Genomic DNA, 14,359 nt, shown 5'->3' on the forward strand with positions numbered 1-14,359 from the left:
TCCGGGAAAAAATGCCGATAGGAACTTAATTGGACGTCCCGCTCATGAACCAAAGCCGCCGCCACTTTCTTCGATCCTCCTCACTTCTGGCGACGTCGTTGCCCTTGATGTCTTTCACGGCGGCCAAGGCCGGAGCCGTGGAGAAATCATCGACGGAAAAAGATGCCCTCCCGAAAGGGCTGCTGTTCGCGCCGGAGGAGAAATCCCGGATTCTGGCCAATTTTAAGAGCGAGCGTTTTGCGGCCGTCGCGAAGGATGTGTTCGAGCCGGACTTTCAGGCTGAGACGGCATTTCTTGAGCGGGAGCTGCGTGTGACCAATCACGCGCTTCATCTGGCGCGCGCCCGGCGTACAATGGAAACGGCGGCGCTTGCGTTTACCCTCACCGGAGATGAGCGGCAGTTGGCGTTGTCGAAACTGGCGCTGCGCAGGCTCTGCGACTTCCCCAAGTGGGATTACTTTCTCGATGGCGGTAAGGCCGTGGTCGGCATTCAGCGAGCGGCTGATTCAAATCTCTCGACGGCGCTGACGCTTGACTGGCTGGGGGATGCGCTCAGTGCCGAGGAGCGCGAGCGGGCCGAGCATGATATCGGAACGAAGGGCGCGCCCGCGTGTTATCTTTCGCTTTATGGAATGAAGCATCCAGACCGCGTGCGCGGCTGGGCGTTCGATCCGGAAGATGAATACCCGCACAAGTATGACATGAGCCGTTGGCCAATCATTCTGAATTCGACCAATCTGAAGGCGATTCCGACGGCGGGGCTAGGCGTCGCAGCGTGCGTGCTTCGTGGGAAGCATCCGCAAGCGGAGCGCTGGCTGGAGATGGCGCGAAACAGTGCGCGGTCGTTTGCGCTGATGTTTAACTCGGATGGCAGCTACGACGAGGGAGTGGGCTATGCGAGTTATGCGGCGTCTCATATCGCGGTGTTCACGGAGGTTCTTTGGCGGACGCAGGGGATCGATGACCGTTCCATCATCAATTATCCCGGCGTCGTGGAAATGATGCTGGCCATGAGCATGCCGACGGCGGGTGCTCCGACCAAACCTGCGGGTGAGCGCAACATCGTGGTGCCGCACGAAACGATTCAGCCGGCGTACGACATCGTAAACTTCGGCGATTCCGGAGTGGGTCTGGATGTTCTCATCGCTCCGTGGGTCGCGCGTACGAACAAGGACAAGCTCTCGCAGCATGTGGCGACCAACATCGGTTTTTACAAATCTCATCTTGGGGCGATCTGGTATGACAGATCGCTCCCGGCCGAAGCGCCTCCGTCTGAATTGATGGATGTGCGCATGAACAATGATTGGGTTGTCTCCCGCTCCGGTTGGGGAACCAGCGACGGTGTGGTCGCTTTAAGGAGCGGGGGACCGGCCAATCATGAACACGCGGATCGCAACAGCGTGATCTTCAAGGCGCATGGTGAACGTTTGTTTCACGATCCGTTCCGCGCCGCCTATTCGCCCGACGTCCAGCGATGGAAACTCCGGCAGACATCTGCACACACTGCTCTTTTGATCGATGGCGTCGGGCACCAATATCATGACGGACGCGAAGGTGTGAACTCGTCGTGGGCGTGGGCGCGTGTGCAGTCTTACCACACGGGCAAAGACTGGATGAGCGTCACCAGCGATGCGACCGAGGCATACGCGCTGATCGATGAAAGTGTGCTGCTGGTTGAGCGCACGTTGATCTATCTCAAGCCCGATATTTTGCTGATGCTCGACCGCGTGAAGTTGAAGGAAAGACCGAGGCCCGTGCAGGTGCGCTTCCAGGTGTATAACGACGATGGACAGGGAGCGGCGGCCACCAGCTGGCGCGAGTTCACGATCACGCGCCCGCACGCTGTGCTCACAGGAAGCACGCACGCGCTGGAAAACGTCGTCACGCGTATCGGGCGTCTGGATCTCCCTGAGTCGGACGGCGTGTTTCCGTTTATCGAAGCGACATCACCGGCGGCGACAGGGCACGTGGTCCTCACGGCTTCGGTAGCGGCGCCCGCAGGCGAAAAATGCACCGCGCTGAACGTGATTCGTGAGGGCGATGCGTGGCGCGTGACAGGCGAGCATCGCGGTCAAAAAGTGACGGTGTTCATAATTGTGGCTGACGGAAAACCTCCGGTCATCACCGTTTAAGCACGCTTCACCGTGCCCGCCTTTAATACCGTCAACGCCTTCGACTACGGGCTGATCGGCTTGTACTTTGTTATCGTGGTCGCGGTGGGAGTCTACGCGGCGAGACGAAACAAGAGCGTCGAAGATTATTTCAAAGCAGGCGGACAGGTTCCGTGGGTGCTGGCTGGATTGTCGAATTGGGTCTCGGGGTTTTCGGCATTCATGTTCGTGGCGGCGGCAGGCTTCACCTATCGCACAGGTATCGGGGCAATGGTGATTTTCACGATGGCTACGTGGGCGTATTTGCTGGGCTATTTTTATTTCGCGAAGATGTGGAGGCGGGCGCGGCTGGATTCGCCGCTGCAGTTTCTGACGCGGCGCTATTCGCCATCGACGACTTACTTCTACTCGGTGACGGCGATTGTGCCTCAGGTCGTCGGCATCGGCCAGGGGCTCTACATCCTCTGCATTTTTGTCTCCACGGCCTTGGGGTTTGGAGGAGAGACGTGGCAGCTGTTCGGCGTGGAGGTCACGGGCATCCAGCTTTCGATACTGGTGGTTGGGGCGGTGATGGTGATCTACACGGTGATCGGCGGCTTGTGGGCGGCGGTGCTTTCGGACGCAGTCCAATCGATCATCATCGTGGTGATGACGGTGATTATTTTCCCCGTCTCGTTTCTCTACCTCGGCGAAGGTGCCGGCATCGGTGCCGGCTTTTCGCGAATGTTGAACGAAGTGCCGCCGGAGTTTCTCCGCCTTCAGGGCTCATCGGCCGATCCCTGGTTCCTGATCGCCTTTTTTATCAACACTCTACTCGGGTACAACGTCGCGTGGCACCTCGCGCAGCGTTACTACAGCGTCCCTGATGAACGTGGTGCGCGTCGCATGGCGCTGCTGTGTGCGGGCCTTTCGCTGTTTGCGCCGCTGCTTTGGATTCTCCCCGTGATGGGCGCGAAAGTCATCTTTCCCGATCTCGGCGCGATCTGGCCGTCGCTGAAGGAACCTGCGGAATCCGCCTATGTGAGTCTCGCGTTGTTGCTGCTGCCACATGGTTTGATCGGCTTTGTCGTGTCAGCGGTGATGTCAGCGACACTGGGGCAGGCGAACGACGCATTTAACTGGCTGGCGGCGACGACGACTCGCGATGTGTATGTGCCTGTTCGCAAGAGAATGACCGGGAGCGCTCCGTCGGACCGGCAGCAGCTGCGGTTCGCGCAGGCGACGATGTTCGTCGTGGGCGTGCTGGGGATATTGGTGGCGCTCTACATCCCGCGTTTCGGCGGCGCGTTTTATTTCGCGTTGAACTACCACTCGCTGGTCGCGGCATTTCTAATGCCTGTGGCGCTCGGGATGGTTTTCCGTCGCACGCCCTGGTGGTCGGGAATGGCGGCCTGCATTTCAGCGCTTGCTGTGGCGATCACGCTGATGGTGATGAACGTGTGGCCAGAGAATCCGATGGCGCGAAATATCCTGAGCGAGGCGTTTGTCTGCACGCTCGTATTCGCGATCTCGGCACGCTGGTACAATCCGGACGATCCGCGTCACGCGGAGCTAAGGCGATTCGATGAAGATCTTCGGACGCCTGTGCCGGATTCACCGCAGAAGACGCTGGCTGGGCTGGGAGTGTACGCGTTGATCGGAACGATCTCGCTGGTGCTCGGAGGCGTTTTGCTGCTCTGCGCGCTGATTCCTGGAAGCGTGGTGGCTCCAGCGTCCCACAATGCCGTCGCCGGCGGGATGCTGATCTTGATCGGCCTCGGACTGCGACGACTAGCACGGCAGACGGTGAAACCTGTTTCTCATGAATAGCTCACAATCATTACGCGCACGTCCGAAGCCCGGACTGGGCGCGGCGGCGGTCGGGGTGGAGGAGGAGACGCTCGTGCTCGACGTGCTGCGTCGGCAGGAGCTTTTTCGTTACTATGGTTTCGATCCCTCGCGGCCGCCACCGATGGTAGCCACGCTCGAAGCGGAGACGAAGGCCTATCTGGATGTTGAGTACACGCTGGCGGTTTCCAGCGGGACGGCGGCGCTGGAACTGGCGTTGATTGCGGCGGGCATCGGACCGGGCGATGAAGTGATCGTGCCTGCGTGGAGCTGGATATCCTGCTTCACGGCGGTTGTGCGAGTGGGAGCGACGCCCGTGCTCGTGGAGGTGGATAACACGCTGTGTCTGGATCCAACTGAAGTGGCGCGCGCAACCACGCCGGAAACACGGGCAGTGATGGTGATTCACTATCAAGGCATCGCGGCAGACATGGAGCCGATTTGCGCGGAAGCTCGAAAGCGCGGGCTGGTTGTAATCGAAGACTGCGCGGAGGCGCCCGGAGTTTTTTATCGGAACCGAGCGGTCGGTGCGTGGGGCGACATCGGGATCTTCAGTTTTCAACACAACAAGCCCGTGACTGCGGGCGAGGGCGGGTTGCTGGCGACATCGAATCCGCGTTTCTATGAACGTGCGGTGCGTGCGCATGACCTGGGCCAGTACAGGCCGGTGCATGTGGCGGTGAAGCCGCCGACGGAACCTTCGTTCTCAGGCGGGCAGTATCGCATGTCGGAGCTGACGGCGGCCGTCGCGCTGGCGCAGTGGCGCAAGCTCGACGGGATGCGCGCCCGGTGCCGCGCCTTGCAATCGTGTGTTCTCCCGCGACTGGAAAAGCTGACTGGCATCCAGCTGAGGCGCATTCCTGATCCGTCAGGGGATTTTGGTTACGAGATCTATTTCTTCGCCAACGATGCGGCGGCTGCGGCGCGCTATCGGGAGCAATTGAATGCCCGCAATGTCTGGTGCCAGCAGCGGACGGGAACTTATCCGCAGTACCGGCGCGAATATGTGATCAACGGGCTGGCGGCGCATCCGGTGCTGTCGCCTTTCGCTGATTTCACGACGTGGCCTGCGAAAGGTTACCGAGCGGAGGACTTTCCGAAGACGGAGGATCTCACGGCGCGCTTCGTAGCGCTGCCGATCGGGTGGGCTTACTCCGTGGAAGACGCCGATTACATCGCGGCCTGCGTCGAGGCGGTTCACGCCGAAATTCAGGGCTGAGCGCTAGCAGGAGAGGAAACGGCTGCGTCGCGGAAGCGCAGCTTTTCCTCCTCGCGATCGGAGAACGGAATGCCGTTCTCCATCCAGTCAGGCTTGGGGGAGTCCTTGAGGAAGTGGTCGAAAAACTGGTTCATGCGCAGCGCGAAGTCGCGTTGATCGGCGCGGCGGCGGAGACCGTGGAATTCGTTGTTGTAGTTGAGCAGGTAGCACTCTTTCCCGAGACGGCGGAGTGTTAGAAAGAGCTCCAGACCTTGGGCGAAGGGCACGGCGTCGTCCTGATCGTTGTGCAAAAGCAAAAGAGGCGTCTCGATGCGCTCCGCGTGGAAGACGGGGGAGTTTTCCACATAGAGATGCGGCGCTTCGTGGAGCGGTTTGCCGATGCGGCTCTGGTAATGCTCGTACTGGAATTGACGCACGCGGCCAGAACCCTGGCGGATTCCCGAGTAGGCACTGGTCATGTTGGCGACGACGGCGCCGGCTTCGGCCGCACGGAAGCGATGGGTTTGAGTGAGCAGGTAAGCGGTCTGGTAGCCGCCCCACGAGTGGCCCTGGATGCCGATGGCATTTTCGTTCACGAAACCGCGGCGGACGATTTCGTCGACGGCGGGCAACACGCACTTCACGGCGCTCTGGCCGGGCTGGCCGAGTGTGTAGCGAATGTCGGGCGTGAGCACCAAGTAGCCGTTGCTGGTGTAGTGCGAGAGATTGATGACTGCACTGGGGACGGGCGGATTGAACGTGTGAATAACCTGGGAGAGCCGCTCGTAGAGATAGACGATCATCGGGTATTTCTTCGACGGATCGAAGTTGGCCGGCTTGTAGAGGACGGCGGGAAGTTCGATGCCGTCGGCATTGCGGTAACTCAGCATCTCCGCGTTTCCCCAGAGAAATGGGCCGAGCTGCGCGCCGCCGTTCGAAACTTTTTCGAAGCGATCCAACTGGGCGTTGGAGGTGTAGAGATCGGGGAATTCGTCGAAGCGCGATGCGCTAAAAAGGAGGACGTCTGCGTCGGCTGCACGATTGAGATAGCGCAGGTTTTTATCCTGCCAGAGAAGGCGGGCGGGTTTTTCGGTGGAATCGAATGATGTGCGAAAGAAACCTGTCGCCCGGGTGATCTCGTCTTCTCCGCGTAAGAGCAGCGGGAGGGCGGTGTTGATCCCGCGTTTGTCGTCACCGGCATCGACTTGCTCGATGTTTTGAAGACGCAGGATGATTTTATTTTCCCGGCCGAACCCGGAAGTGAGGCAGCGGGCGGGCGATCCGTCGGCGAAGAGCTGCCACATATCATAGCGGTCATAGACGAGCAGGGAGTCGCCATCCCGGGTCCAACCGGCGGTGCCGTACGAAGGGATTTCTCCGGGGTAATCGACCAACTCGTCGGCGAAAAAAGCGGGCAAAGCCTGCGTGAGGTTTTTAATCGCGCCGGTTTGCGCGTCGATGCTGTGCCAGTGTTTCTCGTGATAGAACGCGATCCAGCGGCTGTTGTGCGACCAGCGAACACCGGATTTTTCACCGAGTTCTTTTACCAGGAGGCGACGTTCGCCGTTGGTGGCATCGGTGAGGTGGAGATCTTGGAAGATGCCGTCGTAGTCGAAGCGCCGGCGGTACGGACGATCGTCGAGGCCGAAGGCGTGTGTGCCGCTATCTGCGATCGTGACGCTGGGGAGTGTGAGGTCGGCGAGTTGGACGTAGCGACGTGATGCGAGATCGAGCACGCCCCAGTAAGCGCGCTTTCGTTCTTTGTCGGCGCGCTGGCGTTGGAGAGTGGGGACAAAGTCGTCGCGCCAGTGCCAGAGATCGGCGGTGACTTTTTCTTCGTCGATGAGCGTTTCGCGGCGTTTATCGGGTACGGGCTGGATTCGTGCGGCGGGGATGGATAGCCTTTTCCCGTCCTGTGAGAAAATGGGGGCGGCTTCACTGTTGATGCCTAATGAAGAGGGAAGTCCGGTTGTCTTTGGCGTGATGAGCGGAGTGGCTTCGGTATTCGGTTTCCGGAGCCAGTGATAGAGAGAAAATTGTGCGGGCATCGAACCCTGCGCGTCGCGATCGGTGGCGAAGACGGCCTGCGTCTGTTCGCGATCCCAGGTGAACTGAAGGTATTTGCCGGGACCCGATGCCAGCGCGAAGGGCTCGGTCGAGTCGCCGGGGGTTACCGCAAAGAGGCCGTTTCGTGTTTCCGAGGTGGACGAAACGGAGAAGACCAGTGTGTGAGCGTCGCGAGAGAACCAATAGTCGAGAACGTCGGTGAACGTGCGTTCTGCGGAGGACGCAGGCGCGGTCAGATCCATCAAGACGAGATCGGTGCCGGTCTTTTCTGGTTTAGTGACTGGAGGGCTGGCGTTGGCGGCGGGCTCTTTTCGATAGGCGAGCCATGCGCCGCCGCGTGCGGGCACTTGAAAGTTTTTAACGGATGCGAGTTGGCTGACGTTGCCGTTATCGAGAGCGATCACCACGAGGCCTTCGCGCGGCATTTCGGCGGCCGGCTTTTTTTCGCGTTTGGCGCGAAGCGTTTCTTCCTGCGCGGGAAATCGTGTGCAGATTACGAAGTGGCTGTCGCTGGTGAACGTGATCGTGGCTTCGCGTCGAGGGGAGGCGCGGTCGGGGTTTTCCTCGGAAGCAGTCAGGGGCTGAGGCGGGAGTGCTCCGATGGGGACTCGCTGTTCCTGGCCTGTGGTGAGATTGCGGATGATCAGGTCGCCGTCGCCTTCGAGCGGCATGAAGGCATAGGCCAGCCAGCGTCCGTCGCGAGAGAGCACAGGCGTTGTCGAGATCGAGCGCCAGCTGTCGAAGTCTTGATGCGACAGCGGGTGTTTGGGTGATTCCGCATGCGCGACCTGCCAGTGCGCGACAGTCAAAAAGGCTGCACACAGAAGCAGACAGATCGAAGCGATGCGCATGCGGAAAGTTTTGAAGTGATTCAAGGATTCCGGTCCACGGGGTCGGTGGGTTTCTGGAAATTCGTGCGGTAGGTTTTCGCACTGGCGGCAAGTTTCAGGAAGACATCCATGGGAACCACTTCGACCGACTCGCTGAGGCTGTTGAAGATTTTGGTCACTTTCTCGACGGTGTTGGACTCTCGCACGTGCATGAGGAGAAAGTAGGGACGGTTGGGATTGAGCTGGATCAGTTCCTCAAGGTCGGCGGCGGCTTCTTCTATGGAGCGATCGACCGCGAGGTAGTAGTCGTAGCTGAGGAAAGGTTTTCCATTTCGCAGATCGAACGTGCGGGCGGAGCCGTAGCCGTTGACGAAGCCGAGCGCGTCGGGGAATTGCTCATAGTAACGATCGACGAGTTCCTTGGGCAGATCGGTGTTGCCGACATGCCGGTTGCCCTCGGAGTAGTCCATGATCTCAAGCACGCGGAGATCGAGCCGGGTCATCAACTCACGACCGAATTTCATGAGCCCGGGAAATTTGTCCGCGGGAATGGCCTTCGGGTACATGTAGCCGGGACCACTGAGGCCGCCGATGAAGTAGTCGTTGGGCGATTTGTCTTCGTAGAAATACTGGAGCGCGGGCGGATTCATCCACACCCAGTTCATGAGAACCTGCCACGTGTAAGGAATCTGGCCGCGGCCGGGCTTGGTCCATGTGCCGATGCCCATCGCGTCGGTGGCGACGGCGCAGATGTAGACTTTTTTCTCCGCGACACGTTTTTCGTCCGCCTGGACGTGATGGTTGTTGGTGAACTTGAAATCCGGCGTGAGTGGAATTTGCGACGTGAAGGAGACGTTGGGAAGATTGTGAAGGCCCTCCATGATGAGCCCGTAGTTTCCGACGAGCGTCGTGTGCTGGCCTTCGGTGTCCTTGCCGTAGGAATGCCAGCCGAGGACGACGCTGGACGGATTTTGCTGGCTGAGAATTTTTCTCAGCAGAGCGAGTTCCTCCACGTGTTTGGGATTGGCGGAGAGATCGGTGAAGAACGCGCGTTGTTGAATGCCGAAGTCGGCAATGCCCGGCTGCATCTCTGCGCCGGCGTGGCCGCCCATGACGACGTAGTAATCGCGCGAGCAACGGGACCAATATTGGTCATATGCCCATTGATAGATGACGTGATCCGGCTGGGCGGTAAATTTACCGCGAAGATCGACGACGGGTTTCAGACCGTGGCGGGCGGCGAGCGCCAACTGGTTTTCGTTCACGACGACGAGGTCTTCGACGCCGGCGATGGTGAAAGCGACGATCAGCGAGGAGCGCACATTTTTGTCCCAGACGACGCAGCCCTTCGCGTAGCGGGCGAACTGGCTGAGCGCGGCATCGGCGTCGTTCAGTCCGAGGCGTTCGAATGTAACGTGGTGACGTTTTTCGAGAAAACCGACGAGCGGGTGGACGATTTCCCACTGCCAGTTTTTTGGATACTCGAGATAAAGGTGTGCGTTATCGCGATTGGTCAGACCCTGGAGGGAAATGAGCAACGCATGGACCGGAACGTCGCCATCCATGCGCCAGTTTTCGGAAAGCGGAACGATCGTCGCAGCAGCGGGAGCGCGGTCGAGCTGGCGTGGGGCGCGTTGAGCATGCGCGAAAGCGCAGACGCTGAGAGCGGCCAGCAGAGAAAGGGTGAAACGGATCATGGCGCGGTGGTTGGCGAGACGCGGTTGAAAATGTACACGATGGGACGGTTGCGCGTGCTACGGAGCTCGGTGAGCGTGAGGCGTGAGCCATTGGTCGAGAGCTTGTAGTCGCTGAGAATGTTCACGGCGCGCGGGCCTTGCTGGGCTTCGAGCGTGAGATCGGTGTTCACGCGCAGGATACGTTTTTCATCCAGCCACTCGGCGCGAACGCGTTTGGTGCGATCGTCGCTGATGTAGGCGCCGAGGTGGCGGTTGTCGGCCCACATCGGAGCGAGCTGAACGTTACCGGTCTGGGCCAAGTCGATCACGGTGGTGTCTTCGTGAATGCGACGGCTCCAGCTGAGCTGGCGGTGAATGGTGATTTTTTCCCCCTGAACGGTCAGGGTGAGATCGAAGGCTTTCCAGGGGCTGAGTTCGGTGCTCAGTGTCGCATCGTAGCGCCAGAGGCCGGAGAAATTGTCGCTGCTTGCATCGGCGGCATGGGCCGAGAGCGCGAAGGTGGATAAAAGGAGGGTGGTCAGGAAACGATTCATGGCGGGGAAATAATAAAGGCGGAGCCCGTGATGGACTCCGCCTTGTTGGTTGTGGCTTAAAACCGGGCCATCAGCAGTGGCTGGTTTAGAAGGTGAGCGTGGTGCGCAGCGTCCACGTGCGTGGCTCGGCTGCGACGACGTTGCCTTCGTAATAGGTCTTATCGGCGAGGTTCTGGATGCCGAGCGAGCTGGTCAGTTTGTATCCGAACAGTTCCCACGGGTAGGTGACCGATCCGTCGAAAACGAAGTAGTCGCCGGCTTTCCAGCCACCGCGATCAGGATTCCAGTCGAACGAGCGGCTCTGGACGGTCTCGGAGGAGTAGCGTGCACCGAGGCTTAGCGCGAGGCCACGGACCGGACCGTGGGTGAACGTGTATTTGTTGTACACGTTGAAGCGGTATTCCGGAACGTTTTCGATACGATTGCCGAAGAACATGCTCCAGAGCGCTTGATTGGAAGCGGTGGCGCTGTTGAAGCCGGCGGTACCGGGCTTGAACTTTGTAGGATCTTCCATGGTCTCGGCCTGCCACATCCAGGCGCCGTTGATGACGGCCTGGTAGTTGCGGATCGGAGTCCAGATGATGTCGAACTCGGTGCCCTCGATCTGATTTTCAACACCGACCGTGCGCCAGCGGAAGTTGCGTTTGTTGTAGAAGAGCGATGTTGGCGCGAAGAGCGTGGTGCTGCTGTTGAAGGGATCGCTGGAGATTTTCTGGGTGTCGTCGAGCTTCTGGTCTTTGCGGATACCGCGGAAGAGCGATACGGTCGAAACGAGTTTGTCATTCCAGAGCGAGGTCTTCACACCGACTTCGTAATTCAAGCCTTCCTCATTCTCGATACTTGCATCGGAACCGTTTGCTATGAGCACGGAACGTCCTTGGGGTACGCTAGTGATGGTCGATCCTCGGTAATTAAAGCTACCTCCAGTAAAGGTAAGTGCGTCCTGTAGAAGCTGGTCCAATGCGAGTTCATCGTAACCGCCGGCGAGACCGGTATTGATCTTAAAGGTTTTTGAAATCGTAGCGTAAACGGAGAGACCAGGTTTGATCTCGTACGAGGCACCGCCCATCCAAGCGTCTCCCTTGCGGGTACGGAACATTTCGGGATCTCCGGCGTAGCTGGGGGTGTAGTTGTAAACGTTTGCTGGATACGTGGTCTGGTCAAGGTAGGCGGTTGCCGGTGGGATAAACCACGGAGCATTGGTCTCAGCAGTCTGACCCTGCGCTTCGGTCGATTCTTTGCGATAGCCGGACAGGATGGTCAGCTTGTCCTGGAGAAGCTGCACCTGCCAATTGACGTAAACGGCTTCGTTCTTGGTATTATAGCCATCGAGAATGTTGCGCTCGATATTGTACACTTTGTCGGCAGGGGGATTGGGGTGAATCGAGGGATCCCACTGTGAGTAAACCTGCTGAGCTGTGAGGATATTGCCGAAACGGTCACGGAGGACCTGATTGGTGGGGACGAGACCGTTAACGCCGGCAGGATTTGGGAGGTTGTTAACGGGAGGGGTCGGATAGTTATAGCCAGGAACCTTATAATATACTGCACCGGCCGAAGCCATGTACTGCTGGCGCTGCTTGTTCACGATGCCGCCCACGAGTATCTTGTTTTTAATTCCGAAGGCGTCGGCTTTGAAAATGAGATCGATCTGATGGTCCTGAGCTCGACGATAGTAACCGTTGCCTGCTCCTGCATTGATTGCGTTGAAGGTGATACCGTCGGCATTGGGTATGTTGAGACCGCCGATGTTATCGAACTGGCTGTTGTCATTGGTGAAGACATAGCGGGCGTCCACCCACGAGAAGGGCGAGAGATCGACGGTAGTCTGGAAGGTTTTAACCTCATTTTCCGTGTAGGCTCCGGAGTTGGTGAAATTAAACGCTTCATCCTTCACGCGGACACCACTGGTGTTGGTGTAGTAGCCGTTTGGGGAGTTGGTGGTATAGAGAGGAAGTGAGGGATCGTTTCTGGCCTTGCGGACGTCGGCGATCCAGTTGGTCGGGCTGTTGAAAATGCGCGCGCGGTAGGCGGTCGCATTAGCGACGCCAGAAGCAGCGATCAGCTCGGGAGTCGGATTCGCGTAGGCCTCGAACCAGGCAGTCGGGTAAACCCAGCTGTAGTCATTCTGGTTGTAGGACTCTTTGAGATACTCGAGCTCGAGGTTGATGCGGAGCTTGCCGCTCTTGAATGGATTGAGCGTGAGAGACGGCGTGATGTTGAGGTTCTTTTTGAACTCGTAGTTGCGATCACCGCTCTGGTCGGTCCATGCGCCGACAACCCGGAGCGCCGCCTGTGAAGAAAGCGCGGCGTTATGATCGAGGATGACTTTGTCGCCTCCGTTGTCGTCTACGGTGTAGCTGAGAGTGGTGAAGTTTTTTTCAAACTGTGGTTTCTTCGTGATGTAGTTGATGACACCGCCGGGGTAACCCTGGCCGAAGAATACGGCGGCGGGGCCTTTGACGATTTCGACACGATCAACGTTATCGAGATTGTAAGAGGCGTAGCGAAACACGCCATTGCGGAGAAGGGAGTTCACGGTGAACCCGCGCATGGTGAAGTTGCCTTGCGGAGTGGCAGAGTTGCCGGGGAGGCGCATGGCGAACCGTGAGTCGGGCGAACCGGACGCGGTGTAGCGCAAAATGTCCGTGATGGAACTGACACCGGTGTCATCCAAGAAGTCGCGACTCATCACGGAGATATTTACCGGGACCTTTTGGATCTCGGTGCCGATACGAGTTGCGGTGGCTGAGTTCGTTTTCAGGTAGCCGTAGTCTCTTTCGGTTTTCACCTCGAACGGCGACAATACCAGTACTTCGTCATCGGGCTGTGTGACGGGGGTGGCGGGAGTTGGGATAGCGGGGGGCGTGGTTTGTGCCCGTGTAGTGGTTACTGTCAGCAGTGCAGCCAGGCCGATGGTCAGGTATTGCCCGACAGCGGCTGGAGTACGCGGATTGGTTTTCATGGTTCGTTGGTGTTGGTTTGTGTTTCAGCGGCAGAAGCGGGGTGCGCGTTCCGATTGCGGAAAGTTTTTTATGGAGCGGCCGTGGGGCCGACAGACCCTGGAAGCAGCAGGCGGGGCGAAATGCTTATGCCGATACGTCCGTTCACGCCGGGGTTTTCGATCCGCCAGAGCAGGTGATCGACGACCTTGCGAATGAGGGTGGGCAGGTTGACGTCGATCGCGGCGGGAGAGTGGTCGAGGTTGTGGTAGATGACTGGGTTGTAGTTGCCCAAGACGGCCTCGAAATCTTTTGGTGCGGTTTTACCCGCCTCGCGGAGCGCTCTGAAAAAAGAGCCGCAAAAATGGTCTACGGGAATATACAGGCCGGTGGCGGCCGGTGTGATTTCCAGGAGGCGTTTAACCAAGATGCTGCTTTCGCCGTGTATGGGTGCGATCTCTAGATAGCTGACTCCTGGATTCGCCTGTCCAAGGATGGGATGCACGGACATGCCCAATTCATGCGCGTGGGCTATGAAGGCCTGATTGCGGCTGACAACCGCGCTGTAGTCGGGATCGGTTGAGATGACGGCGACCGACTTGTGTCCCCTGGACTTCAAGTACTCGGCGGCCATGCGGCCGTTTTCTTCGTTGTTGGGTTCGACGTAGTCGCCTGAATACGTCGCCGAGCGGCGCGTCATGAACCAAACGTAAGGAATTTCCCGCAGTTTGCTCAGGCACTCGGCGGAAGGCTCCATGCCTTGGATGATGATCCCGTCCAGCTGTTCGCTCGCGAGACTGCGGGGCAGTTCGTCAGGCGTGTTGGTGAAAAGCACGCGGACATCGATGCGATAACGCTGGTCCGCAGACTGAGCCTGAAGGAGTCGATCTTGAAACCAGTTGTGACTGGGGTTGTTCGCCTTTGCCCCGACGAACCAGACACCGATGCGGCGTTGTTCAGGCTGTGCAGACTTGGGGCCGCGGCGGCGATTAACAGGGGCGGGCACATAATTGTGCTGCTGCATGACAGCGCGGATGCGCGCGAGACTGTCAGGGGCTACCAACTGGGGTTGATTGATGGCGCGTGACACCGTGGCGGGGGAGACACGGGCTTTGCGGGCGATTTCGGTGATTAACATTTAGGTTGGGGTGACC

The 14,359-nt window shown here is 58.8% G+C and carries 8 protein-coding genes; 3 read left to right on the top strand and 5 right to left on the bottom strand.

Translation table 11 applies throughout. The features are described 5' to 3' along the window. Positions 1 to 44 precede the first annotated feature (44 nt). From CMV30_RS11890 to CMV30_RS11900, 3 genes are all read left to right on the top strand, one after another. Positions 45 to 2,132: a heparinase II/III domain-containing protein gene (locus CMV30_RS11890; RefSeq protein ID WP_096056230.1), complete on the top strand. Its 2,088-nt coding sequence runs from the start codon at positions 45 to 47 to the stop codon at positions 2,130 to 2,132. A gap of 12 nt (positions 2,133 to 2,144) precedes the next feature. Next, positions 2,145 to 3,920: a sodium:solute symporter family transporter gene (locus CMV30_RS11895; protein ID WP_096056231.1), complete on the top strand. Its 1,776-nt coding sequence runs from the start codon at positions 2,145 to 2,147 to the stop codon at positions 3,918 to 3,920. Positions 3,921 to 3,993: 73 nt separating this feature from the next. Beyond that, a complete protein-coding gene (locus CMV30_RS11900) occupies positions 3,994 to 5,157 on the top strand; it encodes a DegT/DnrJ/EryC1/StrS family aminotransferase (protein WP_175414850.1) in 1,164 nt (387 codons plus the stop codon). On the opposite strand, the gene CMV30_RS11905 is transcribed toward CMV30_RS11900, so the two are convergent. The 5 genes from CMV30_RS11905 to CMV30_RS11925 form a co-directional block, all read right to left on the bottom strand. After that, positions 5,148 to 8,054, bottom strand: a complete 2,907-nt coding sequence (locus CMV30_RS11905; RefSeq protein ID WP_138223269.1) for a S9 family peptidase — start codon at positions 8,052 to 8,054, stop codon at positions 5,148 to 5,150. The two genes, CMV30_RS11900 and CMV30_RS11905, sit on opposite strands and share 10 nt — an antisense overlap. 20 nt (positions 8,055 to 8,074) lie before the next feature. After that, the gene (locus tag CMV30_RS11910; RefSeq protein WP_096056234.1) at positions 8,075 to 9,730 is read right to left on the bottom strand and encodes a GxGYxYP domain-containing protein; all 1,656 of its coding nucleotides are present in this window, start codon (positions 9,728 to 9,730) and stop codon (positions 8,075 to 8,077) included. Beyond that, positions 9,727 to 10,263 (bottom strand): hypothetical protein, encoded by a 537-nt coding sequence (locus CMV30_RS11915; RefSeq protein WP_096056235.1) that lies wholly within the window; start codon positions 10,261 to 10,263, stop codon positions 9,727 to 9,729. The genes CMV30_RS11910 and CMV30_RS11915 overlap by 4 nt, the downstream gene beginning before the upstream one ends. A gap of 85 nt (positions 10,264 to 10,348) precedes the next feature. Further along, a complete protein-coding gene (locus tag CMV30_RS11920) occupies positions 10,349 to 13,228 on the bottom strand; it encodes a TonB-dependent siderophore receptor (RefSeq protein WP_096056236.1) in 2,880 nt (959 codons plus the stop codon). A 68-nt stretch (positions 13,229 to 13,296) separates the two neighbouring features. Further along, a complete protein-coding gene (locus CMV30_RS11925; RefSeq protein WP_096056237.1) occupies positions 13,297 to 14,343 on the bottom strand; it encodes a LacI family DNA-binding transcriptional regulator in 1,047 nt (348 codons plus the stop codon). Between the last annotated feature and the right edge of the window lie 16 nt (positions 14,344 to 14,359).

The sequence above is a fragment of the Nibricoccus aquaticus genome (assembly GCF_002310495.1).
GTDB classification, from domain to species: domain Bacteria; phylum Verrucomicrobiota; class Verrucomicrobiia; order Opitutales; family Opitutaceae; genus Nibricoccus; species Nibricoccus aquaticus.

Coding starts and splice junctions, on each gene's coding strand:
- CMV30_RS11890 (WP_096056230.1), top strand. CDS start 45: ATGAACCAAAGCCGCCGCCACTTTCTTCGATCCTCCTCACTTCTGGCG.
- CMV30_RS11905 (WP_138223269.1), bottom strand. CDS start 8,054: ATGCGCATCGCTTCGATCTGTCTGCTTCTGTGTGCAGCCTTTTTGACT.
- CMV30_RS11910 (WP_096056234.1), bottom strand. CDS start 9,730: ATGATCCGTTTCACCCTTTCTCTGCTGGCCGCTCTCAGCGTCTGCGCT.
- CMV30_RS11915 (WP_096056235.1), bottom strand. CDS start 10,263: ATGAATCGTTTCCTGACCACCCTCCTTTTATCCACCTTCGCGCTCTCG.
- CMV30_RS11920 (WP_096056236.1), bottom strand. CDS start 13,228: ATGAAAACCAATCCGCGTACTCCAGCCGCTGTCGGGCAATACCTGACC.
- CMV30_RS11925 (WP_096056237.1), bottom strand. CDS start 14,343: ATGTTAATCACCGAAATCGCCCGCAAAGCCCGTGTCTCCCCCGCCACG.